The 23,795-nt window shown below is 48.6% G+C and carries 23 protein-coding genes; 6 read left to right on the forward strand and 17 right to left on the reverse strand.

Annotated elements, in window-relative coordinates; translation table 11 throughout:
• Positions 1 to 426 precede the first annotated feature (426 nt).
• Together LSG34_RS18385 and LSG34_RS18390 are read left to right on the forward strand one after the other, a co-directional pair.
• On the forward strand, positions 427 to 1,446 hold the full coding sequence (locus LSG34_RS18385; protein ID WP_233010652.1) for an oxidoreductase: 1,020 nt from the start codon (positions 427 to 429) through the stop codon (positions 1,444 to 1,446).
• 3 nt (positions 1,447 to 1,449) lie between these two features.
• Positions 1,450 to 2,631 (forward strand): serine hydrolase domain-containing protein, encoded by a 1,182-nt coding sequence (locus LSG34_RS18390; protein WP_233010654.1) that lies wholly within the window; start codon positions 1,450 to 1,452, stop codon positions 2,629 to 2,631.
• On the opposite strand, the gene LSG34_RS18395 is transcribed toward LSG34_RS18390, so the two are convergent.
• From LSG34_RS18395 to LSG34_RS18405, 3 genes are all read right to left on the reverse strand, one after another.
• A complete protein-coding gene (locus LSG34_RS18395; RefSeq protein ID WP_233010655.1) occupies positions 2,604 to 3,656 on the reverse strand; it encodes a glycoside hydrolase family 16 protein in 1,053 nt (350 codons plus the stop codon). The two genes, LSG34_RS18390 and LSG34_RS18395, sit on opposite strands and share 28 nt — an antisense overlap.
• A gap of 96 nt (positions 3,657 to 3,752) precedes the next feature.
• Positions 3,753 to 4,928 carry a GGDEF domain-containing protein gene (locus tag LSG34_RS18400; protein WP_233010657.1) on the reverse strand — a complete coding sequence of 392 codons (1,176 nt, stop codon included), beginning with the start codon at positions 4,926 to 4,928 and terminating at the stop codon, positions 3,753 to 3,755.
• Positions 4,929 to 5,161: 233 nt separating this feature from the next.
• Complete coding sequence (locus LSG34_RS18405; RefSeq protein WP_233010659.1) at positions 5,162 to 6,415, reverse strand: HD-GYP domain-containing protein; 1,254 nt, start codon at positions 6,413 to 6,415, stop codon at positions 5,162 to 5,164.
• Between the two features lie 172 nt (positions 6,416 to 6,587).
• Here LSG34_RS18405 and LSG34_RS18410 point away from each other — a divergent pair, with 172 nt between their 5' ends.
• The 3 genes from LSG34_RS18410 to moeA all read left to right on the forward strand — a co-directional run bounded on the left by LSG34_RS18410 (position 6,588) and on the right by moeA (position 11,491).
• A complete protein-coding gene (locus LSG34_RS18410) occupies positions 6,588 to 7,328 on the forward strand; it encodes a HesA/MoeB/ThiF family protein (RefSeq protein ID WP_233010660.1) in 741 nt (246 codons plus the stop codon).
• Between the two features lie 222 nt (positions 7,329 to 7,550).
• Entirely contained in the window at positions 7,551 to 10,238 is a 2,688-nt protein-coding gene (locus LSG34_RS18415) for a nitrate reductase (protein ID WP_233010661.1), read from the forward strand.
• A complete protein-coding gene (moeA, locus tag LSG34_RS18420; protein ID WP_233010662.1) occupies positions 10,235 to 11,491 on the forward strand; it encodes a molybdopterin molybdotransferase MoeA in 1,257 nt (418 codons plus the stop codon). The genes LSG34_RS18415 and moeA overlap by 4 nt, the downstream gene beginning before the upstream one ends.
• On the opposite strand, the gene LSG34_RS18425 is transcribed toward moeA, so the two are convergent.
• From LSG34_RS18425 to LSG34_RS18485, 13 genes are read right to left on the reverse strand one after another with little or no spacing between them, the layout of a single operon-like run.
• A complete protein-coding gene (locus LSG34_RS18425) occupies positions 11,488 to 12,162 on the reverse strand; it encodes an ATP-binding cassette domain-containing protein (RefSeq protein WP_233010663.1) in 675 nt (224 codons plus the stop codon). The genes moeA and LSG34_RS18425 overlap by 4 nt on opposite strands.
• Complete coding sequence (gene modB / locus LSG34_RS18430; RefSeq protein ID WP_233010664.1) at positions 12,159 to 12,857, reverse strand: molybdate ABC transporter permease subunit; 699 nt, start codon at positions 12,855 to 12,857, stop codon at positions 12,159 to 12,161. The genes LSG34_RS18425 and modB overlap by 4 nt, the downstream gene beginning before the upstream one ends.
• Positions 12,857 to 13,639: a molybdate ABC transporter substrate-binding protein gene (gene modA, locus LSG34_RS18435; protein WP_233010669.1), complete on the reverse strand. Its 783-nt coding sequence runs from the start codon at positions 13,637 to 13,639 to the stop codon at positions 12,857 to 12,859. The genes modB and modA overlap by 1 nt, the downstream gene beginning before the upstream one ends.
• Positions 13,626 to 14,177, reverse strand: a complete 552-nt coding sequence (locus LSG34_RS18440; protein ID WP_233010671.1) for a molybdenum cofactor biosynthesis protein MoaE — start codon at positions 14,175 to 14,177, stop codon at positions 13,626 to 13,628. The genes modA and LSG34_RS18440 overlap by 14 nt, the downstream gene beginning before the upstream one ends.
• Positions 14,178 to 14,426, reverse strand: a complete 249-nt coding sequence (locus tag LSG34_RS18445) for a MoaD/ThiS family protein (RefSeq protein WP_233010673.1) — start codon at positions 14,424 to 14,426, stop codon at positions 14,178 to 14,180.
• Entirely contained in the window at positions 14,419 to 14,922 is a 504-nt protein-coding gene (moaC, locus tag LSG34_RS18450; protein WP_233010675.1) for a cyclic pyranopterin monophosphate synthase MoaC, read from the reverse strand. Before moaC ends, LSG34_RS18445 begins: the two co-directional genes overlap by 8 nt.
• The gene (gene moaB / locus LSG34_RS18455; RefSeq protein ID WP_233010677.1) at positions 14,922 to 15,470 is read right to left on the reverse strand and encodes a molybdenum cofactor biosynthesis protein B; all 549 of its coding nucleotides are present in this window, start codon (positions 15,468 to 15,470) and stop codon (positions 14,922 to 14,924) included. The genes moaC and moaB overlap by 1 nt, the downstream gene beginning before the upstream one ends.
• Positions 15,443 to 16,045 carry a molybdenum cofactor guanylyltransferase gene (gene mobA, locus LSG34_RS18460; protein ID WP_233010679.1) on the reverse strand — a complete coding sequence of 201 codons (603 nt, stop codon included), beginning with the start codon at positions 16,043 to 16,045 and terminating at the stop codon, positions 15,443 to 15,445. Before mobA ends, moaB begins: the two co-directional genes overlap by 28 nt.
• Positions 16,046 to 16,054: 9 nt before the next feature.
• Positions 16,055 to 17,059: a GTP 3',8-cyclase MoaA gene (moaA, locus tag LSG34_RS18465; protein WP_233010681.1), complete on the reverse strand. Its 1,005-nt coding sequence runs from the start codon at positions 17,057 to 17,059 to the stop codon at positions 16,055 to 16,057.
• 15 nt (positions 17,060 to 17,074) lie between these two features.
• A complete protein-coding gene (locus LSG34_RS18470; protein WP_233010684.1) occupies positions 17,075 to 18,310 on the reverse strand; it encodes an NAD(P)/FAD-dependent oxidoreductase in 1,236 nt (411 codons plus the stop codon).
• A 30-nt stretch (positions 18,311 to 18,340) separates the two neighbouring features.
• Entirely contained in the window at positions 18,341 to 19,186 is an 846-nt protein-coding gene (locus LSG34_RS18475; protein ID WP_233010686.1) for an ABC transporter ATP-binding protein, read from the reverse strand.
• A gap of 9 nt (positions 19,187 to 19,195) precedes the next feature.
• Positions 19,196 to 20,182, reverse strand: a complete 987-nt coding sequence (locus LSG34_RS18480) for an ABC transporter permease (RefSeq protein WP_233010688.1) — start codon at positions 20,180 to 20,182, stop codon at positions 19,196 to 19,198.
• 12 nt (positions 20,183 to 20,194) lie between these two features.
• On the reverse strand, positions 20,195 to 21,547 hold the full coding sequence (locus tag LSG34_RS18485) for a CmpA/NrtA family ABC transporter substrate-binding protein (protein ID WP_233010689.1): 1,353 nt from the start codon (positions 21,545 to 21,547) through the stop codon (positions 20,195 to 20,197).
• A gap of 422 nt (positions 21,548 to 21,969) precedes the next feature.
• Here LSG34_RS18485 and LSG34_RS18490 point away from each other — a divergent pair, with 422 nt between their 5' ends.
• Entirely contained in the window at positions 21,970 to 22,701 is a 732-nt protein-coding gene (locus LSG34_RS18490) for a FadR/GntR family transcriptional regulator (protein WP_233010691.1), read from the forward strand.
• A 41-nt stretch (positions 22,702 to 22,742) separates the two neighbouring features.
• Here the strand turns inward: LSG34_RS18490 and araD1 are convergent, their stop codons facing one another.
• Positions 22,743 to 23,738 (reverse strand): AraD1 family protein, encoded by a 996-nt coding sequence (araD1, locus tag LSG34_RS18495; RefSeq protein WP_269822967.1) that lies wholly within the window; start codon positions 23,736 to 23,738, stop codon positions 22,743 to 22,745.
• Between the last annotated feature and the right edge of the window lie 57 nt (positions 23,739 to 23,795).

Genomic DNA, 23,795 nt, shown 5'->3' on the forward strand with positions numbered 1-23,795 from the left:
ACGCTTCGCGTTGTTCAAAAATATTCCAGATTTTTTTGTATTCGCCGCCATCCATGGCGCTCACCCTGTCGGGCCAACGCTTCGCGTTGTTCAAAAATATTCCAGATTTTTTTGTATTCGCCGCCATCCATGGCGCTCACCCTGTCGGGCCAACGCTACGCGTTGTTCAAAAAAATTCCAGATTTTTTTGTACTCGCCGTCATCAATAGCACTTATCCTGTCGGACCATCGTCACTTTGTTTCGATGTTAACAATTGCTCCGGACAATTGTTTGTGTCCAAAATTTGGAAGGCTGTCTGGCGACAGCAGTTCAGTTGGTTGCTTGCACTCCTTCACATACTTCTGTTTTTTCTGACCTTTTTGCCCTTTAGCTGTGTTTACCGTATTAGAATGCATCATCATGCCTCTACTGATGCCGGAGCCTTTATGATCAAAACTGCCGTTATAGGCTATGGCTTGTCAGCCAAAACCTTTCATTTGCCTTTTATTTTGCTACAACCAGAGCTCGAGCTGATGGCGATCAGCAGTAGTCAGCCCGAATTGCGGCTGGATTATCCGGATATAAAGCATTACCAAAATGCTGATGAGCTTATCCGTCTCTCTGATGCAGAGCTTGTAGTCATCACCTCACCCAATGACAGTCATTACCCGCTGGCAAAACAAGCTTTGCTGGCAGGAAAACATGTGCTGGTAGAAAAACCTTTTGTGTTGACGGAGGCGGAGGGGTGGGAGCTGTTTGAGCTGGCTGAGCAACAACAACGCCAGCTTTTTGTTTACCATAACAGGCGTTTTGACGGTGACTTTCTGACGCTACAGCAGTTGCTTGAGTCTGGTGAACTTGGAGCTATCCGTTATTTTGAATCGCACTTTGACCGTTTCCGGCCTGTGCCAAGGCAACGCTGGCGTGAACTGCAAGGAGAAGGGACCGGGATTTTATACGACCTGGGGCCACATTTGATTGATCAGTCCATCGCCTTATTTGGTGCACCAGAAGCATTAACGGCACGCTGTCGCGCTTTACGTCAGGGCAGTGACACTGTGGACTATTTCCATTTGATGTTGCACTACACTGACAAAGAAGTTGTGCTGCATTCCAGTCCTTTTTGTGCGCTGCCAACCACTCGTTTTATTTTGCAGGGTGATTTGGGTTGTTATCATAAAACAGGCTTGGATCCGCAGGAAGATGCGTTAAGAGCAGGTCAAAAACCTGTCGGCGTAGATTGGGGATTGGAGCCTGAAGCTATGTATGGGGTAGTGGCTAACGCCGATGGCCAAAAAACTTATCCAACTTTAGCTGGTAATTATCAGCTGTTTTACCAGCAATTGGTGGCCGCTTTACAACATGGAAAAACCAGCCCTGTTTCTGCAACCGAAGCTTTGCAAGGCATTCGGCTGATAGAACTAGCGCTGCAAAGTCAGCAGCGTGGCTGCACAGTGGAGTTCTGAAGGATGTTCTCTGCTGCAGCCAAACAGCTGGTCTCTGGCGCTCTGTTGTGTTGTGTTTTTTTTCCTGTGTTGGCACAGAGCCAGCAGGCACCACAGACTAAGCTCCAGGTGAGTGCTGCGTCCGATACTTTTTTTCCGCAGCAAAAGCCAGCAGAGCAAGGGTTGAATGAGCAGGTGTTGCAACAACTTTTGCTGCAAATTCAGAATAAAACCAAGCCCGGTTATCAGCAGGTGCATAGCCTGCTGTTGTATAAATCCGGCGCTTTGGTGGTTGAGCACTACCAAAAAGGCAATAACGACTTTATCAACTTTGAACAGGGGATAAAGTTGGTCAAAGGTCAGCAGGATTTTGTCTGGTCTATTGATCAACCTCATTATGTTGCTTCAGTGACAAAAGCTGTGACGGCCACCTTAACGGGAATCGCTTTACGGCAGACAGGTTTGACTGTCGACAGCACTTTGGCCCAGCTGTTACCACAGCATCCGATGATCAAAGCTGATCCGCTAAAAGCCAGTATTAGCCTGCATCAGTTATTGTCCATGCAAGCAGGTTTTGTCTGGGATGAATGGACAGGCGATGATTTAGTAAAACTGTGGCAACAGCAAAATTTTGTGAATTACCTGCTGCAACAACCTAATACCGGGCCAGGCAAAAGCTGGGTTTACAACAGTGCTTTACCCAATCTGGTATTACGCCTGATACAGCGTGAGCTAAAGCAGCCGTTGCAGCCTTGGGCTAAACAGCAGCTGTTTGATAAATTAGGATTTAGCCAGTATCGCTGGGACACTCAGCCCGATGGTGTACCTGAAGGCTCGGCTCGTTTATGGCTGAGGCCCCGCGATATGCTCAAATTAGGAGTTCTGTATTTGCAGCAAGGCCAGTGGCAAGGTGAACAGTTGCTACCCTCTGGCTGGGTGCAACAAATGACCAGCCGTCAGGCCGGAAGCTCAGCTGGCGATTATGGCTATTATTTCTGGCTACGAAAGCAGGACGGAGTCTCTTATTACACAGCAGAAGGCGATGGTGGTCAGTACATTGCAGTATTTCCAACTCTGGATATGGTGCTGGTGCTGACACAAGGCAATTACCTGCAATGGCCTGTCTATAAAGCCCAGGCCGATCGTATTATTCAGCAGTTGATTTTAAGTACCCAAGCTCAGCCTGCGGATAAAACCGGTGGCTGATACCCCGGAACCTGTGTTGCCGCAGCGCTTTTCGTACCACAGCCTTTGCCATCTGGTGTGTCAGTTGGGCATTGGTAAACCCGCACATAATCGACTTGCATCTGTTGTGGCCAGATGCCCAGATCCACCCCTTTTTCATTGACGTTTTCCGGCCAGTTGCCACCTACGGCCAGATTCAGCAGTAAATGAAAAGGCTGATCAAAAGGTGCTGCACCAGCAGCTTGCTGCCAGGCCCCGTCTTTAGATAAAGACTGACTATACCAGCCTTGTTGGGTCTGAGTGGCGTAATGCACGTTATCGATATACCAGCGAATTTCTCCTTCTTCCCATTCCAGCGCGTAAACATGAAATTGTTCAGTGGGCTTAAAGTGGCTGGCTTTATAGCTGGTGCCTGAATAGAGATTGCCCGGAGGCTGCCTGCCATAATGCAAAGTGCCATGCACCCGCTGCTCGCTTTGGCCCGGAGCCGTTATATCATCGGTGATAGTGCCAAGATTCACCGCTTCCATAATGTCAATTTCACCGGAAGAAGCCCAACCACCATAACGCCACTCTGTAGGTAACATCCAGATGGCAGGCCAGCTGCCTTGTCCTGATGGCAATTTAGCTTTGATTTCAAAGCGACCATAAGTCCAGTCCCCTTTACCTTTGCTGCGAAGGCGTGCTGAAGTAAATTCACGCTGAGTGGTGATGTTTGGATCGTAGTGGGCTGTATAGTCCTGAGCCGCAGGGCCTGAGAAGTTTTCTTTGAGCGCTGTGATGGTGAGTACGCCGTCTTTGACCCTGGCGTTTTCAACTCTGTTGGTATAACACTGACGTTCGTTATTACCGCCCCCGGCGCAGTTCACTTCAAAGCTCCATTTGTTTAAATCGAGCTGATGGCCGGAGAACTCATCTTGCCAGACTAATTGCCATTGCGGATTGTCAGCTGTCGAAGTTGCTTTTGCTGAGTCGCTGGTGCCGCAGCCGCCCAACAACACAGCAGCGACAGGGCTTACAACATAATAAGAAATTTTGCAGTGCATCCGTCCAACCTTGTAGATCTGAAAGTGCTTTCATCTATAGCAGAATCTGACGGGCTGACAAGTAGTCTGTGAGGTTTGTAATTGAATTGGACCGGGTTAACTGATCACGGCAGGGCAGGCTTTATTACGACCTTCGGCTTTCGCTTTGTACATTGCATGGTCTGCTAATGTCAGCAGATGCTCGGCTTTGGCGCCAGGGTACACAGTGATGTAGCCCAGACTGGCGCTGAGTTCTATCGGCTGGTTTTGCCAAATCAACTGGCAGCCAGCAAGAGTGATCCGGATTTTTTCGGCGATCAGAGGAAGCTCTGTTGCGGTAACGCCTGGGAATAACAATAAAAACTCTTCGCCACCATATCGGCTGACTAAGTCCTGAGTGCGCACTACAGCAGATAAGGTGGTAGCGCATCGACGCAAGGCTGCGTCTCCGGCGTCATGGCCTAAACTGTCATTAATCAGTTTGAAGTGGTCCAAATCCAGCAAAATCAGGCTGTAACTTTGTTGCTGTTTTTGCCACTGCTCATGCATTTCCTGCAGTTTTTTTAATACTGCTCTTCTGTTCCACAAGCCTGTCAGTTGATCCCGCTCAGCAAACTGACGGATTTTTGCAACCAGGCGGGCTAAAGCTCCGCCGATCATCACTATATTAATGGTTAATGTCAGGATGACGCAGAACCATAAAAAGGGCATAGCTTCTGCTGTATATGTGGCAACAAAGCTGTCAGCATGAGTTTCTGGCCAGAGCAAAATCAGGGTCCTGGCGAAAAAAACAGCAGTTGCAATAAACAGAGGTGCAGACATCAGACAAGCAGCGGCAATACCAAAATCCTTTTGTATGGCCTGAAAATTATGTTGGCTGGCTGAAAATAAAAATATAGTGGCAGTGACTGAAAACACCACACCCAAAAAAATCGGATCCAGTTGTTGTAAATGGCCAGTAAGCATCAGCAGGCAGGTGAAGAGTAAAATCAGACCATCACGTTTCACACTTGAATGCAGTTTAAATAACTCTTGAATACCCCAGCCAATCAGCATAAAGCTGGACAATATGGCGATGTCGGCAAGTAACCAGTTCAGAAAACTGACGTTTGATGTGTGTACAGTGAGTAAGTAGATACCGGCGCTTAACGACATATTGGCGAAAAAAAAGCGAATACTGGCTTTAGGCGCTATACGCAATGGCCTTGCCATAAAACCCCAGGCGACACCTGCGACCAGAGCTAACAACAAGATAAAAGAGATCAGAAGTTCTGATCCAGGATGACTATTCATAAATTTTTAGTTCTGTCCGGCGGGCAATAAAACCACTTTATTGAGCGCTTTAAGTCGTCTGCGAAAGGCAGTGTAAAAATTCAGCGTACTACATCCTGACAGCTGATCATTGATTTGTATACAGAAGTAAAACAGCGGTTTACAACTGGTCGGACATTATAAAGCTAAACAGGGTATTCACGTAGCAAAAAATGCCACAATTTTAGCCAATATCCAGAAGCATTTGACCTGACTCAGTTTTTTTGTTGCACAAAATAACTGACTTGAGCCCTTGGGTTTAAATAGGCAAAAACCTCAGGTGGCAAGGCTTTGGGTTTAATCACTTTTTCAATCGAAAGTTTATTGGCTTCTAAAGTGACTATGGCCGCTTCAAGCCGCGGTACATCTGCATCATAAATCAGTACGTTAGGGTAGAGCATAGCGTCGGAGTTAACCGCCATGACGATGCCCACTCTTTTATCCGACAGCATCACCACAGTACCTGGTGGATAAATCCCCATCATCTTAATCATGACTTTCATTTCCAGATCGCCCAGTTTGCCTTTCATGGTTTTAAACATCACAGATAAAGCATGATGAGGAGAACGGGCCTGTGTCATATCTGCCGGATGACAGAGGTTATCAAATTCATTTACTACAGCGACAATTCGGGCCAACTTGTTAATGGCATCCGCTTTTAAACCTGCCGGATAACCGCTACCGTCCAGATACTCATGATGCTGCTCTACTATAGCTTTGGCTTCAGCTGGGAATTGTTGGGTCAGGCCAAGCAGCTCCAATCCAAGTTTTGGATGAAGTTTGATAAAGTTTTGCTCAGGCGTTGTTAAGGCTGTGGTTTTTCGAAGGATCTGGCTCGGGATTTTCAACTTACCTATGTCATGGAACATGGCACCTAAACCGACCCATTTCACTTCATCTGCGCTGTATTTTAAGTTTTTTGCCAGCATCATCGCCAGGATAGACACGTTTAGTACATGAAAGTACATCGACTCCTGCTCTTTACCCGCTTGTGAAATCAGATGCAATACCAGTGCATCTTCACTCAGAATAGTGTCGGCCAGATTGCTGATCAGTTGGGTTGCATCTTCAATTGCGTTAAGTGGACGGCCCTGAACTTTGGTCATCAGATTGCGGACTTGCGCCATGGACTGGGCAAAAGCTTTTTCGGTTTTTTGCAGCTCGCGTCGGTGTGCTTTGGCTTGCTCTATCCGTTGTTCTTTATCCAGTTGCATTTGAGTACGCAACTGCACATCTTCTAAACCTTGTGTAACAGAGCAGTCTGTGGTGTCCGTTGAGGTATCAAGAATAACCGAGCTGCGCTCCGGATAAAAATAGACATAATCCAGCTCAAGCGACTGAATAATACGGATCTGCTGCACTGATTCCACGACCAGTTTATTGGTCAGAAAAGGATGCTTCATCCAACCTACAGGCAACTTAATGGCATAACCCAACTTAATATCTTTTGGCGCTATCTTTACTGGCAATTGAACAACAACCTCTGCTGAGTAGTTAATCCGGACGCTCTACCGGCGGCTTTATAATAGAGAACAGTATCAAAGGCAATATAGGATTACAGTTTTTATCACTTTCATGTGCTGGCACAATAAATGCTCAAATTTTTGGGAAGTTCAGATCTCAGGTTTTAAGGCGTTACCTATGGCAGAGCAATTAAGGTATAGCAGGCATTTTCTGCTGTCGCAGTGGGACGAAGATTGTCAGCAGCAGCTGGAGGAAAAAAAAGTTCTGCTGGTCGGCCTGGGTGGTGTCGGTTCTGCCGCTGCACCTTATCTGGTGAGCTCTGGTCTTGGTCACTTAACATTGGTGGATTTTGACCAGGTCAGCTTAAGTAATTTGCCGCGCCAGTTGTTGTATCAGGATGCCGATCTGGGGTTGGCTAAAGCAGCAGTGGCAGAGCGAAAACTGCAGCTGGTTAACCCAGGTTGTATGCTGCAAAGCTGGCATGAACAAGTCACGGCTGATAGCCTGAATCACAGGCTGGCTGATTTTGATTTGGTTTTTGATTGCACCGATAACCTGAATAGCCGCCAGCAGTTACAGCTGGCCTGTTATCAGCAACAGAAACCTTTACTCACTGCGGCTGCTGTGCGGCTGGAGGGTCAAATCAGTTATTTTCCTGTCTCTGCCACAGGTCCTTGTTATTGTTGTTACAGCAGTGCTTTGGCACAGCAGGAATTTAGTTGTCTGGATCAGGGCGTATTATCGCCTTTGGTCGGAGTGATTGGTAGTTTAGCTGCGTTGGAAGCGGTAAAAATTCTGGCTGGTTTAGGTTCTGAGTTGGCCGGACAGCTCTGGTGTTTTGATGCGTTGTTTAGTCAGTGGCAACAGGTACAAATTATTAAAAATCCGCATTGTCCTGTTTGTTCTGCTGCACTTTAAGTCCGATAGCACTGCACTTTTTTAGGTCAGTCTGCACCAGAATCATGCCCTTTTCCCAGCAGCCCTCTGTGCTATCCGGCTGCAACCAGCCAAAAGTCAGCAGACAGGGGTTGGCATCGGCTTTGCTTACTCTTTCAACAACATTATGGGCAAAGGCGCTCGTCTTACTGCTTCTTCTTCGGGAAGCAGGGACGGGCGTTTTTTATTGGAAGAGGAAAAGACATGCAACTACAAAGCACTTGCCCTTATTGTGGTGTGGGTTGTGGCATAGTCGCCGATCACCAAAGTGGACTGCAGCTGTCTGGCGATAAAGAGCATCCGGCCAACTATGGGCGTTTATGTGTCAAAGGCTCGGCTTTGGCCCAAACTCTGGGCCAACAAGGACGCTTGCTGGCGCCGAAAGTGGATGGTCAAACCGTCAGCTGGTCTGAAGCTATAGACACTGTAGCCAGCAGGCTTAGCGCTATTATTGCGCAGTATGGACCTGGGTCTGTGGCTATGTATTTGTCAGGCCAGCTGCTGACCGAAGATTATTATGTCGCCAATAAGCTGATGAAAGGTTTCATTGGTAGCCCTCATGTCGATACCAATTCCAGACTCTGTATGGCTTCTACTGTGGCGGGCCACAAACGTGCTTTTGGCGCCGATATAGTGCCGGGTTGTTATGCCGATATTGAGCTGGCGCGTTGTTATATTCTGGTTGGAGCCAATATGGCCTGGAATCATCCGGTGTTATTTCAGCGCATTCAGGCCTGCAAACAGCAAGACCCCAGCCGTAAAATTATCGTGATAGACCCACGCCGCTCCGCCAGCTGCGAGGGAGCTGACTTGCATCTGGCGCTGAAACCCGGCTCGGACCTGTTGTTATTTAATGGCTTGTTGAGCTTTCTTGCCAAAGAAAACCAGCTGGATCACGACTTTATCCTCGCCCATACCCAAGGTTTTTCCGAAGCACTGGCGACTGCACAGCAACAAGCCGGCACTATAGAGCAAGTGGCCTTGGGCTGCGACTTAACCGCAGAGCAAGTGGCAGCTTTATACCGTTGTTTTATCGATGAGCCTTTGACCTTAACTTTGTTTTCACAAGGGGTGAATCAGGCGCAAAACGGCACAGATAAAGTCAACGCTATTATCAACTGCCACTTGGCCACAGGCCGCATCGGCAAAGCAGGTTGTGGGCCTTTTTCGCTTACAGGTCAGCCCAATGCGATGGGCGGGCGCGAAGTGGGAGGGCTGGCTAATCAACTGGCGGCTCATATGGATTACAGTCAAAACGCCGATATCGAACTGGTGCAGGAGTTCTGGCAAGCGCCAAACATCTGTCGTCAGCCCGGTTACAAGGCGGTGGACTTATTTACAGCTGTCGAGCGGGGGGACGTAAAAGCCATCTGGATTATGGCCACCAATCCTGTGGTCAGTATGCCGGAAGCCGATAGGGTGAAAGCGGCGCTGCAGGCTTGTCCTTTGGTGATAGTGTCTGACATTGTCAGCCACACCGATACCATAGCCTGTGCTGATATAGTGTTGCCTGCCACAGGCTGGAGTGAAAAAGACGGCACTGTGACGAACTCAGAGCGGCGTATTTCACGGCAACGCGCCTTGTTACCTGCGCCCGGTTTGGCGCGGCATGACTGGCAAATTATTTGTGATGTTGCCAAAGCTATGGGCTTTGCTGAACATTTTAATTACAGCGGGCCTGCCGATATTTTTGCCGAACATGCGGCTTTATCTGCCTATAAGAACAGTGGCCAGCGGGCTTTTGATTTATCTGGTTTGATGCAGTTAACAGTACAGCAGTATCAGGATTTAGCACCTGTGCAATGGCCGGTGAACAGCAAATATCCGGATGGGGCCTCTCGTTTAGGCTCTGATGGCCAGTTTTATACAGCATCAGGCAAAGCAGGTTTTATTGCGGTCTCTCAGCAACAAGCTGCTGACGTGGCTGCGGATCATCTGCTGCTCAACACAGGTCGTATCCGGGATCAGTGGCATAGTATGACCAGAACAGGCCGCGCAGCTGCTTTGCTGCAGCATAGAGCCGAGCCTTTTCTGGAGGTGCATCCACAGGACGCAGAGCAATTAGGCCTCACCGATGGTGGTTTGGCTCGTTTATCGAATTCATTAGGTCAGATGGATGCTCGTGTCCGTTTGACTGAAGCTCAGCGTAGTGGCGAGTGTTTTGTGCCTATTCATTGGACCGATCAGTTTAGCAGCCAGGGCCGCTGCGATGTGCTGGTCCCCGCTTTGGTCGACCCGGTTTCAGGCCAGCCAGCGTTAAAACAAGCGCAAGTAAAGATCCTGCCTTTAAATTTACACTGGCAGGTCTGGCTGATGCTAAAGCCAGAACTGGATGAACAGCTGTGGCCTTTGTGTCGCAGCAGTGGTTATGCCAGCAAACAAAAACAGAGCCAGACTGTGCTTTATCAGTTGGAATTAGCAGAAATGGATTTGGCACTTGCAGCTGGCACTGGATTGGATGCAGCCAGGCTGCAGCTGTGGTTGTCCTCTTTAGGTATTCAGCCAGAGTTGTGTAGTCAGGCCTTAACCCTTGGTCATTACAGAGCCGCTGCTTTTCAGGCGGAGCAGTTAAGTTGTTGTGTTTTTATCAGTCCTGAACCACTGAATTTAGCTTTGGAGTATCTGGACCAGCAATTTAATAAAGAGCTCAGCTTGAGCGAAAGGCGGCAGTTGCTGACAGGCCGAAGCAGGTCTGGCGAGGCGCAAAGTGCAGTAATTTGCAGCTGTTTTCAGGTGTGTGAAGCCTCAATTTGTGCGGCCATTCGGCAAGGCTGTCAGAGCTATCAGCAACTTGGGCAGCGGCTGAAATGTGGCACCAATTGCGGTTCCTGTATTCCTGAATTAAAAGCCCTGATAGCCTCAGAGCTTAGCCTGCAAGGAGAAAGGTTATGAGCCACAGCGTTATGAGTAGCAGCGCATGTTTGCAGCAACAAAGTTTAAGTGTGGCAGATGCGCTGGAGCTGATGTTGGGCGAAGTACAGCCTCCCACTCAACGTCAGTACTGCCCTTTGCCAATGCTTTTAGACAAAGTGCTGGCAGAAGCTGTCTATAGCCCGGTCGCTATGCCGGCTTTTACTCAGTCTGCTATGGATGGTTATGCGCTACGATATGAGGATCTTCAGGCTGGTGTTGCTTTAGAGCTGGTTGGCACTGTTTTGGCAGGGCAACAGGCCCGGCAAACTTTGCAAGCAGGTCAGGCTATGGCGGTGATGACGGGGGCCGCTATTCCACATGGTGCAGACACTGTGTTGATACAGGAATATTGTAGGGTGGAACAAGGCAAACTCAGGTTCGATCCACAGCAAGGTTACAAAAAGGGCGACCATATCCGCTGGATTGGCGAAGATTTAGCAGCTGGTGCTTTGTTATTTGCTGTGGGACATAGAGTGGGCGCTTTGGACCTGGCGGTTTTAGCTGCTTCAGGTCTGGCCGGTGCCCAAGTCTATACCCGACTGAAAGTGGCCTTTTGCTCCAGTGGTGATGAGTTAACAGAACCAGGTCAGCCGTTAAAGCCCGGTCATTGTTACGATGCCAACAGATATTTATTGCACGCAGCGTTACAGCGGCTTGATTGCGAAACCTTGGATCTGGGTGTTGTGCCGGACAATCCGGATCTATTACGACAAGTTTATTTACAGGCCAGTACAGAGGCGGATCTGTTGATTTGTTCTGGTGGCGTGTCGGTAGGCCAGGCTGATTTCACCCGACAGGTGCTCACCGAACTGGGACAGGTGCAATTCTGGCAGGTGGCAATCAAGCCGGGTAAACCTTTTGCCTTTGGCAAATTAGGCCATTGCTGGTTTTTTGGTTTACCGGGTAATCCGGTGTCTGCTGCCATCACATTTCAACAGTTGGTATTGCCAGTGTTAGAAAAAGCGGCTGGAGTTGTAGCTTTGCCTTCAGCCGATTTTTATACCACTGCAGCGGCAGATTTTGGTAAAAAGCCGGGGCGGTTGGAGTTTCAGCGTGCGCGTTTTTGCACTGAACAAGATTCAGGCTCCGTAGTGCCTGCCGCCAGTCAAAGTTCTGCAGCCTTAATTGAACTGGCGCGTGCTGATACGCTCGTGGTGTTGCCTGCTGCAGGTTCAGGTGTCAAAGCCGGGCAGCAAGTACAGCTGCAGCCTTTGGCGTTTTGTTTACGCTAAATCGCATAAAACAGCTGGTTAGATTGCTGTGATGACAGCTGCTGTTGCCGCTGCAACTGGCCTTGTTTTAACCAGATTATTTCCTCGCAGTAGAGGCATAAATCTTCCATTTGATGACTGACCCATAGCAGCATAAAACCTTGTTGTTGCTGATAAAGTTTCAGCTTTTTAAGCACTGCTGCTTTTTGTTGATGATCCAGATGGGCCAGCGCTTCATCCAGCAACAACAGGCGGGGTTTGGCGATAAGTGCCTGAGCTAAAGCCAGCTTTTGCTGCTGCCCTGATGACAGCTGTGACGGATACAAGGTCAGCAGCTGCTCTAATTCAAAGTCCTGAATAATCTGCTTGATATCTGCAGTGGATTTGCTCCAACTGCTGGCCAGCTCTAACTGTTGCAGCGCCGTTTTATGTGGCATTAATACAGCTTCAGGTGCCAGATAGAGCGCTTTACGCTTTGATAACGGCTGCCCAAAGGAGCCTTGTTGCCATAACTCGTCATTAAAACTGCAATGCTCTGTGGCCGTTGGCAATAGTCCGGCTATGGCTTTAAGCATCGAGGTTTTACCACTACCGGATTGGCCATAGATGCCAATCCAGTGATTGTTAAGCTCCAATTCCAGCTGCAAATGGAAGTTGCAGGTCGTCCAGTGTAGCTTTAGCCGCAGACTCATTGCTGGTTCCTTTGCTGCTGCACTCTCTGTTGTGGGCCTCGCTGTTGCTGATACAACCAAAACAACACAGAAAAAGAAAACAGCAATAACAAGCCGGATAACAGATGAGCGCGGGCATAATTCAGGCTTTCGACCTGATCATAAATCAGCATCGACAGCAGCTGGGTCTGGCCCGGAATATTGCCGCCTATCATCAGCACTATGCCAAATTCGCCCAGCGTATGGGCAAAACTTAAAATAAAAGCACTAAAAAGAGCAGGGCGGCTTAACGGCCAAATTAACTGAGCCACTAACTGCCAGCGGTTGGCACCTAAGGCCTGGCTTTGCTGCAGTAAATCCTGAGCAATTTGGCCAAAGCCCTGTTGCAGCGGCTGCACCACAAAAGGCAAAGAATACAACATAGAAGCCAGTACCAGGCCTTCAAAACGAAAAGCCAAAGCTTCAATCCCCATCAGTCGCAGTAGCTGGCTGAACCAGGAATCCGGACTTAATAACAAGACTAAATAAAAGCCTAAGACGGTAGGGGGTAAGACCAAAGGCAAGGTCAACAGGGCATTGATTGCATTGCGGCCTGAACTTTGGCCCCTGCTAAGCCACCAGGCCAGTGGTGCTGTCAGCAGCAGTAATAAAAAACTGCTCAGCAGTGCCAGTTTTACTGTCAGCCACAAGGCTTGCCATTCAGATGGATACAGCATTAGTTGTGCTCCCGCTTAAAGCCAGCGTCGGTCCAAAACTGCTGTTGTTCGGCGGCCTGCATCCAGTCTAAAAACGCTTTGATATCAGGTTGTTTGGGATCAGCCTGGTAAAACCAGCTATGGAGGATGGGCGGGTATAAATGTGCAGGCACAACCTCTGTCTGGCCCAGCTTTTGTAATAACTGCAGTTGCTGCTGTTGGGATTGTGGCAATAACTGCTGCAATTGGGCTGCAGGCATAAGTGCATGACCGATCAGACCCACTTCTGCCTGGCCTGTACTTAGCATATGCAATACCAAAGCGGCATTATCACTGCGGCGTATTTTGGCTTGCAGCTCTGGCCGAAGTGAGTGCTGCTGCAAATAGGCCAAAGCGGCTTTGCCATAAGGCGCATGGCTTGGATCGGCTATGGCTATATGATGGCTTTGTGCCAGCGCTTGTTCTGCCGTTTGAAAACGATGGTGATACCAAATCAATAACTGGCCATGGCCATATACGCCGGTTTGGCAGCGCTGTTTTGGGCTGCAGTGTTGCAGCAAGTTGTTGGTGTACAAAGAGTCGGCCGCCAAAAATAACGAAAAAGGCGCACCATGCTGAATTTGTTGACTGAGCTTGCCGGAGGAGGCAAATACCGCATTGATGCTGACGCCGGTTTTTGCCTGATACTGCTGCAACAGCACTGGCAGTACTAAGCGTAAATCTGAAGCTGCTGCTATCAGCTGTGCCGCATTGGTACTGCAACTGAAAATCAGCGCAGTAAAAACCAACTTAAGGCCGCGCATCTGTGGCCTTTAACAGCAGCGGTAATTGTTCCGGGCTATACCAACGTCTGGCTGCCGCCAGATCGCTGTCTTTTGATTGCAGCCACTGGCTTTGTTGCTGATGCTGTTGTGGGTATAAATGGTGCTGTTTTTTCCAAAAAGGCGCCTGGCTTTTGAGCTGATCCATTAAAAACTCTGTCGCGGCAAAACTATCAGCTCTGTGCGGCGAAGACACTGCAACCAGCACTATTTGTTCATTTGGCCCTAGCAGCCCCGTTCTGTGAATAAGCTTAATATGTTGCAAAGGCCAGCGGTTGGCCGCTTGTTCAGCCAGTTGCTGTAAAACCCGCTCTGTCATGCCTGGATAATGTTCCAGCAATAAAGCGCTGGTTTGTTGTGGGTTGTGGCCTGCATCGTCCAGTTGAAACTGCCGTACTTTACCGACAAATAGACAAATAGCGCCACAGTCCGGGCTTTGAGTTAGCAACTGCTGATAAACAGCTGCAACGGCAAAGTCTTCAGTTTGCACTCCTACTTTAATCTGGCAATGAAAAGACATTCAGCCTCCTGTCACCATAGGAAAAAACGCCACTTCATCACCTTGCTGTAGTAGATGATCCAGTCCAACGAGTTGCTGATTAACCGCCTGCAAGATTTGCCGCTGACAAAGCTCACGTAGCCAGACCGGACTGGTTAAGGCCAATTGTTGTTTTAGCTCTGCCACTGTTAAAGGCTGATGTAACCTAAGCTGCAATTCGCGAGTGGCCAGCTCTTCACGCAAACTGGCAAAAAACACTACTTTAAGCATCAGCTGTTTCCTTCTGTACATTTGGCGCCAGCCATAGACCGGATTTTCCACCTTGTTTTTCCAGCAGTTGCACAGCGCTGATTTGCAGGGCCGGGTCCACAGCTTTGACCATGTCGTACAAAGTTAAAGCGGCGACACAAACTCCGGTCATGGCTTCCATTTCAACTCCAGTGTTGGCTGTGACTTTGCAGCAACACTGAATACGAATTTGGCCTTTGGTTTGATCCAGCTGAAAATGTACCTGCACCTGACTCAGCGGCAACGGGTGACACAAGGGGATCAGTTGGCTGGTTTGTTTGGCCGCCATAATGCCGGCGAGACGTGCTGTGGAGAGCACATCGCCTTTTTTCACCAGTTGCAGCTCAATCAACTGGATCACCTGACTGGTGGTTTGTAATAAGGCAGTGGCTGTGGCTTGCCTGGTGGTCACTGCTTTTTGGCTGACATCCACCATAAAGGCCTGGCCGCTTTGGTCCACATGGGTAAGTTGTTGCATCAGGCACTCCTTGGTTGGCAGAAAGCCGTTGTGGCAGCTTTTAAATGTGGCACTAAATTACAGGGCTTATGCCGGGAATCCAGCTGCTCCAATAAAATCAAATCCCAGCCCGTGGCGCAGGCATTGGGCGATCCAGGCAAGCAAACAATCAGGGTTTTATTGGCTAAACCCGCCAAAGCACGGGATTGGATAGTTGAACTGCCGACCTGCTGCCAACTCAACTGACGAAATGACTCACCAAAACCAATAATCTCTTTATCCAACAAAGGTTTAATAGCTTCTGGGGTTGAGTCGCGTTCGGTAAATCCTGTGCCGCCTGTCAGCAAAATCACCTGAATATCAGACGAAATAATCCATTGTGAGACCAAAGCCCGGATCTGATACAGATCGTCTTTGACAATACGCCGCTCTGCCAGTTGATGGCCTGCTGCATTTAAACGCTCGACCAGGCAATCCCCTGAGCTGTCGTTGTCCGGCGTTCTGGTGTCGGACACCGTCAGCACTGCTATGGATAAAGGCGTTAATAAGCTACTGAACTGAAAGGCCATAAGTTCTCCCTGGCGTTTTGATGCTGGCGCCATTCTGTAATGGTATTAAGGTTAAACAGCTGCTCCGGTGCGGGGCAGGGCGTTTGATGAACTTGCCATTGCTGTTGCAATTGCCAGAGTGAACACTCTGAACCACCTTGCTGTAATTGCAGCTCCAGATAATCCAACATGGCTTCAGAGCGGCGCAGCACACAAGGCATAGTACTTTCGGTAAAAGCGCTGATATCGCCCTGATGGCGCTGCACTAAAGTTTCCAGCAAAGCCGGACTCAGCCCCGGCATATCCACAGGGATCACCAGGTTCAGTGGGTGTTTGCTCTGACTTAAACAGGCATGAATACCGGCCAGCGGTCCTTTTCCAGGCCAATGGTCGGCTATAGCGCCTGCTCTGTTGCCACTGAGTAAAATTTCGCTCGCACCGGCCTGAATCAGCAGCAGTTGCTGGTGTTCCAGTAAGGTCGGCGCCATACCTTGCCAACGATAAGGTGAAGCTTCATAACCTAATAAGGCTTTGTCCTGACCCATTCGGCTGGACTTGCCACCACAGAGTAAAATGGCGGTAAAGTTTTCAAGCATCTCTCCTCCTTAGCCACCTATCATGGCGAAGTGCCGGGTTGCGCCCGGGTTTTGCTGATGTAAAAAGTGGCTGGCTTTTTTCTGCTGAACTTGCTGCTGTAACCAGCTTTTGAGTTGTACTGAGGACTGGCTCAGTAACGGCCGCAGGTTTTGATGTTGTTCGGCAAATAAACACAAAAATAACTGGCCAGTGCTGGACACTCTTAATCTGTTGCAGCTGTCACAAAAATCCTGCTGGTACGGCGTAATAAAACCTAAACGGCCCAGATAATCCGGATGTTGGTATTCACGGGCCGGGCCTGAAGTAGCGGTTTTTGTTAATACGGTCCAACCTTGTTGTTGCAGTTGTTGCTCCAGCATCTGGGCTGATAAATGCTGCTGACGAAAAAAGGCCACGCCGCTTTGGGTTTGCATCAGTTCGATAAAACGTAAGGTCCAGTTTTTCTGCTGCACCAGAGCCTGAAAGTCACTTAACGCTGCTGCATTGTGTTGTTTCAACAGCACGGTATTGAGCTTAATACTGTCAAAACCCAGGCTGTCGGCAAGCTCCAGCCCGGCCATAATCTGCGGCAATTTGTCCTGACCTGTTACCAGTGCAAAAGTAGCCTCGTCCAGACTGTCCACACTGACGGTCAGTTGATCCAAACCTGCTTGCTGCCAGTTACGCACTTCTTTTTGCAGTCGGTAACCGTTGGTGCTTAAAGCCACAGTCTGAATGCCTGCAATGTTTTTGACTGTGTCGATAATGGCGGTTAAGTCTTTGCGTAAACTGGGTTCTCCGCCTGTGATCCGTACTTTGCTGGTGCCAAGTTCAGCGAAGACAGTCACCAGCTGTTTAATTTCCTGTAGGTTTAATTCGCTTTTGACTTCGCACTGGCTGCCATCCGGCAGGCAATACAGGCAGCGAAAATTACATTGCTCTGTCACAGATAAGCGCAGGTAACCAAAGTTGCGGCCAAAGTTGTCTGTTAAGGTGCTGGTGTTCTGTGTTGAAACGGCTAACTTTTGCTGCATATCAGTCCTTAGCATTTAAGCCGCAATTTGCGCTGGACCAAATACTGCTGGCCCAAATAAAAGCTCAGTACTGCAACGGATCACAGTGTGCTGATTAATCAGCTCGGCATAAAAACCAGACAAGCTGGTGTCGCCTAAACAAACGGCTCCGACCAAACGTTGTTCTGCATCCAGCCAGAGTCTGCGATAGTCGTGGTGCTGCTGATCCTGATAGCAAAACTGTTGTAAATCCTGTTGTTGTAATAAAGTGGGGATATCGCCGCAAGAGCTTAATTGAATGCCGCTGATTTTAAGTTGTGTGCTGCTGTCGGATGGCTGATAGCTAGCGTGTTGACCTGATAATACGGCTGCTAACACTTGTGCTTGTGCCGCTATAGGAGCCACCAGACCAAAAGTATGTTCACCGAACTGACAACATTCACCTAAAGCAAACAGGTCCGGGTCTGAACTTCGCAACTGCGCATCAACACAAATACCCACATCTGTTTTTAGTCCAGACTGTTGCGCCAGCTGAAGATCCGGGCTGATACCAAGTGCCATAACCAACACATCTGCTTTTAGTTCTGTGCCATCAGCAAGTAATACGCCACTGAATTTTTGATCCTGCTGCAACAGCTTTGATACTGTGATGTTGGTGAACACATGCAGGCCTCTGTGCTCCAGCTGCTGTTGTAATAAAGTCGCTGCTGTTGGATCGAGCTGGCGATTCAGCAGATAACTACTGCGCTGCAACAAAGTCACCTGCATGCCTTGTTTGCGTAAGCCTTCAGCTGCCTCCAGACCTAAAAAACCACCGCCCAGCACTATGGCTTTGCCGCCTTTGGCTGCTACTTCACGCAACTGTGCTAAATCCTGCCAGTTTCTGAAAGTACAAAGACCAGGCAGAGCGGTTTTTGCATAAGCAGGTTTGGTTGCTTGTGCGCCCACAGCCAACACCAGTTGCTGATAGTGCACCACTAAGCCAGTTCGGCTAATCAGTTGTTTTTTATCTTTATCCAGATGTACTACGGCGTCATTCAGCACCAGCTCTATACCATGCTGCTGATACCAGTCGGCTGGACTAAGTTCCGCAGCTTCGTCAGCAAGCTCGCCAGCCAGTAAGGACGACAATAACACTCTGTTGTAAGCTGCTTTAGTTTCAGCACCAAACACCAGAATACTGGCGGGGCGGCCTGGCTGCTGCACCAATTCGGCCAGCAATTTATGGCAGGCCATACCGTTACCAATGATGACTAAATCTGCTGCTTTCATTGCTTGCTCCTGCTGGATCTTTACTGAGGTTCAGGCACTGGCCTGAGTTTTCTGCTGCTGTTTTTCCGCTCTTTTACTACCCAAATCTTCCACTTTGCGCTGCTTTTCATACAAAAAGCCCAGTACCTGATGGCGATAGTGGTTGTAAGTCGGGTCATCGGCCAGTTGCAGTCTGTGGCGCGGTCGCGGCAAATCGACTGTTAAAATTTCGCCTATAGTGGCGGCAGGGCCATTGGTCATCATTACAATGCGGTCGGACAACAACACGGCTTCATCCACATCATGGGTGATCATCATCACTGTGGTATTCAGCTGTGCTTGAATATCCATCAGCGAATCCTGTAAATGGGCGCGGGTTAACGCATCCAAAGCACCAAAAGGTTCATCCATCAACAGCACTTCAGGTTGCATCGCCAAAGCCCGCGCTATGCCGACCCTTTGTTTCATACCACCTGATATTTCATTGGGTCTTTTATCCAGCGCATGGCTCATATGCACTAAGGCCAGATTGTGTTCCACCCAATCTCGAATTTCTGCTTTGGTTTTTTTGCCCTTGGACTGCTGTTTTACTGCCAGCTCGACGTTTTGATACACAGTCAGCCAGGGCAATAATGAATGGTTTTGAAACACCACAGCCCGCTCAGGACCTGGTTCTGTGACTTCTTTGTGATTTAAAATCACCCCACCGGCTGTTGCCTGATGTAAACCTGCGACAATATTCAGCACTGTGGATTTACCGCAGCCTGAGTGACCAATAAGGCTGACGAACTCGCCTTTTTTGATATGCAAGTTGACGTTTTGCAGCGCAACAAAAGGGCCTTTTTCGGTGGGGAAACTAATACCCACCTGAGTCAGTTCTAAATGTGTTTTTTGCATAACGAGCTCCTATCGGCTGACCGCAGTTTTATCCCAGTTCACTTTGCGTTGTAGCATCAGCATCAGCCTGTCCAGCGCAAAACCCAGCAGGCCTATCACCAGCACAGCCACACAAATGCGGCTTAACGAGTCGGACGAGCCATTCTGAAATTCATCCCAGACAAACTTGCCTAGGCCTGGATTTTGCGCCAGCATTTCGGCGGCAATAAGCACCATCCAGGCAATGCCCAAAGACAAACGTAAACCGGTAAAAATCATAGGCACAGCAGAGGGCAGCACTATGATGCGCAGGTGACGCCACCAGCTTAAGCGCAGCACTTTGCTGACATTGAGTAAGTCCTGTGGCACCTGGCTGACGCCTACTGCAGTGTTTAACAAAGTGGGCCAGAGCGAACACAGCATCACAGTGCACACCGACACTACAAAAGAGCGGCTGCCCCACACCGGGCTTAAGTTCACCGAGCTGACAATTAAGGTCACCAGCGGTAACCAGGCCAAAGGTGAAATAGGCTTAAACAGCTGAATGAGCGGGTTAAATACCTGATACAGGTTGCTGCTCAGACCAATCAAAATGCCGAGCGGTATAGCAATCAAGCTGGCCAGCACAAAGCCGGTTAGTACCGTTTGCAGGCTGGTCAGAATTTGTGAAAAAAAGGTCGGTCTGGCGCGGTACGGCAAGCTGGGTAATTCAGCCGTTGGATCTTCAGCTAACGCTGCTGCATGACGTTCCTGCTGGCGTTGATAAAACGCATCTTCTCTTTGCTGCTCAGCCTGATATTCATCAATTAACTGCGACCACTGGGCCGCGGCCTGAGTGGGGCCCGGAAACTGGCCCAACGACGTCTGGATTTGGCTGGATGCCAGCTGCCAGCACAATACAAACACCAGCAGGCCACTGAACGTTAACAGGCTTTGTTTCAGCTGTTTGCGCCAGAACAGCGAAGAGCTGAACTGGCTTTGCCATTGATGAAAGGCTGGATGGTGCAGAATCTTCATCTCAAGCTCCTGTTAGTTTTTGGCTGTGGACATTTTTGCCGTAGCAGCACTTTGTTGACCTATAGCGAACTGCTGCAAATAGGCGTTAGGCTGACTGGGGTCAAAGGTTTTTCCGTCGATAAAGCTGGATTCTTTGCCTGGTCTGGTTAAAGAAGCGGTTTTAAAGTCGACAAAATCTGTAGCTTTCAGTTTGCCTTCGGCAATGAGTTCAGCAGCAGCCTGTTGATAGGGTTCTGGCTGAAACACCTGCTGAGCTTGTTGCAAATACCAGGCATCGTCCTGAGCATTAGCAATTTGGCCCCAGCGGCGCATTTGCGTCAGGTACCAAATTGCATCGGCATAAAAGGGGTAGGTGGCGTGATAACGGAAAAACACATTAAAGTCCTGCTGCTGACTGGCTTTACCTTGTTCAAATTCAAAGGTGCCTGTCATGCTGCGGCTTAAAATGCCTACGTCTGCGCCGACATAATGCGGCTGAGCGATCATTTTTGCCGCCGCAGCTCTGTTGGCATTGTTGTTTTGATCCAGCCAGTAACCCGCACGCAATAAGGCTTTAATTAGTTTGATATGGGTATTAGGATTGGCTTTGGCCCAATCTGCTGTGACGCCCAATACTTTTTCCGCCATGGTGCCGTGTAGTTGCTCATTGGTCACCAGCACCACACCTAAGCCTTTTTGTACCGCTTGTTGGTTCCAGGGTTCACCGACACAAAAACCTTGCAAAGTACCAGCTTCCATAGTGGCTGGCATTTGGGGTGGTGGGGTCACAGAAATCAGTAACTGCGCTTGTAGCTGGCCTGAATTATCGCCTTGCTCTGGCGCATAAAAACCAGGGTGAATACCACCAGCGGCCAGCCAGTAACGCAGTTCATAGTTATGGCTGGAGTAAGGAAATACAGTACCAAACTGCATGGTTTTGCCTTGTTCAGCATAAGCTTTCAGCGTTGTTTGTAGCACTGATGCCGATTGTGCCTGACCTGTAGCAGATTTTTGCGCTGCTGGTACTTGCTCCCATATGGCTTTAGAGACGGTGCAGGCATTGCCATGTAAATCCAACACCAGACTAGTTTGTAGTCTGGCCTGACTGCCTAAACCAGCAGAAGCTGCTACTACTTGTCCTGCCAGCATATGAGCGGCATCGAGTTGACCGTCTGTCACTCTGTCTTGCAATACTTTCCAGTTGGCCTGAGCTTCTACACTGACAAACAAGCCTTCATCTTCAAAAAATCCTTGCTCCAGCGCTACAGCCAAAGGTGCCATGTCGGTCAGCTTGACGAAACCTAAACGCAGGTCAGTTTTTTCTGCAACTGCTGCCTGACTCAGGCAGCAGGTGCCGAGCAACAGAGTAAGAGCTATACGTCTCATAGATTTTCCTCAAAAAAAAACGCCATCTGTCTGACCCCGAAAACCGGAGGCAAACAGATGGCGCCTTTGCCAAAAGATGATTATTTAACCGCAGCCAATGCGATAACAAAACAAAGCAGCTCTTATGCCAGCTTTTAAATATTTATATTTTTCATTGGATTAGGTTAATTTGTGTCGGTGCTTTAGCGCTGAAATACCGAAAGCTTGCGCTGTGATTGTGCAAAAACGCACCAAGGCGGAACAGCAAAGGCGGCTATTGCTATTTGCTAACCTAATGCCTATGATTTTTTACTTTTATAATGAAAAACTAATGAAATCAGACAGCTGTTAGGCTTTAACGCGATAAATCGGTTAACATATATCCTATTGTAGTAAGAATTCGTTTTTGACCTGAATTGCAGGTCGATGTTTAGGGGATCTGCATGGCAAATCAGTTAAAAAGCCGGCCTCAAAGTATTCATGGCTGGGTTGCGGAAGAATTGGGTACCCGTATTGTCAGTGGCATTTATTCACCTGGTGAATATATTCCGAATGAAACCACTATAGGTGAAGAGTTAGGCGTATCCCGCACTGCGCTGCGTGAAGCTTTTAAAATTCTGACATCCAAAGGTTTATTGGAATCCCGGCCTAAACTGGGCACCCGCATTCGGCCCCGTAAACACTGGAATATGTTCGACAGCGAAATTTTAAGCTGGTGTTTTGAATCCAAACCATCACCGCAGTTTTTTATCTCCTTGTTTGAGATTCGCGAAATTTTTGAACCAGCTGCCGCTGAACTGGCTGCCAGAAACAGCAGCGAAGAACAGTCCAGAGTATTAGGCGCTGCTTACGATGCGATGGAAAAAGCTGAAATTGGCACTGATGCAGTGTTCTCCAGCGATTTGGATTTTCATATGGCGGTGCTGGATGCCACCAATAATGAATTTATGATTTCGTTGGGCATGACAATACAAACGGCGTTGATGGGCTTATTCCGTTTAAGCAGTGCTATTGCAGAAGAGTATGTTGATTCGTTGCCGGGCCACAAAGCTGTGTATCAGGCGATAGCTGCAGGCGATGCGGCCAAAGCAAAAATAGAGATGTTTCAGCTGTTGGCTAAATCGAAAGAAAACTTAGAATACGCCTTAAAAAACCTGGCCAAACAGCCGGAGTAGGTAATGGCAGGCAGAGTCTGAGACTCTGCCTGCCTAACGTTTTAAAGCATCTTCACTTTCAAAGGCTGTTTGGTATCCACAGCCAGAGTATTACGTAGCGGCAAACCAAAGGCCGGTGCTTCAATTTCAAATACATCACCGGCTTGAGTTTCAATGCCATCACCAACACTTAAAGTGGCAGTGCCAAAATAATGCAGATGGGCATCACCCGGGCGGCAAAATAAATCGTATTTAAAGTGGTGATGTTCCAGATTACTGATGCTGTGCGACATATTGTCTTCACCGCTGACAAAAGCTTTTTGCCACAGTAATTTACCGTCGCGGTAAATACGTGAGGTGCCTTCAATATGAGCGGGTAAATCGCCGAGCAACAGTTCAGGACCTACTGCACAAGGCCGCAATTTGGAATGCGCCAGGTATAAATAATTCAGCCGTTCGGTTTTGTGATCGGAGAATTCATTGCCTAAAGCAAAACCAATACGCCAGGGCTGACCTTCAGCGTCATTGATATAAACTCCAACAATTTCAGGTTCTTCGCCACCATCTAAAGCAAAAGAAGGAGACAACAACGGTGCACCGGGGGATACCACTATGCTGCCATCTCCTTTATAAAACCATTCAGGCTGTACACCGGTTTCCCCTGCAGCAGGTTTACCGCCATCCAGACCCAACTTAAACATTTTCATCGTATCTGTCAGCTCAGCCACAGCTTTGCCGCTGGTTTGAGCATGCATAGTGGCGCGGGTATCAGCGCTGCCTAAGTGGGTCAGGCCTGTGCCAGTCACCAGCAAATGCGCTTGATCCGGATGATCAAAAGGCGCCAATAAACGACCTTCCGCCAGAATGGCCTGATAATCCAGTTTCTGGTCACTGACCAGTTCTTTTACCAGTTGTTGCAATGGCTTTTTGGCAGCTAATGCCTGATTCGCCAACTGATAGACGGTTTGAATCTGACTTAAAGGCTGAACCTCTGTGCTGGATAACACCAGAGCCACAGCGCGTTGCTGCTCTGGTGTCACAAATTGAATTAAACGCATCGCACATCCTCGTTAATTTTTATTTGTACTACAATAAGATTAATATCTGTTTTCTAC

Origin of the sequence: Rheinheimera faecalis, from assembly GCF_021290965.1 — a bacterium.
Taxonomy (GTDB): Bacteria; Pseudomonadota; Gammaproteobacteria; order Enterobacterales; family Alteromonadaceae; genus Pararheinheimera; species Pararheinheimera faecalis.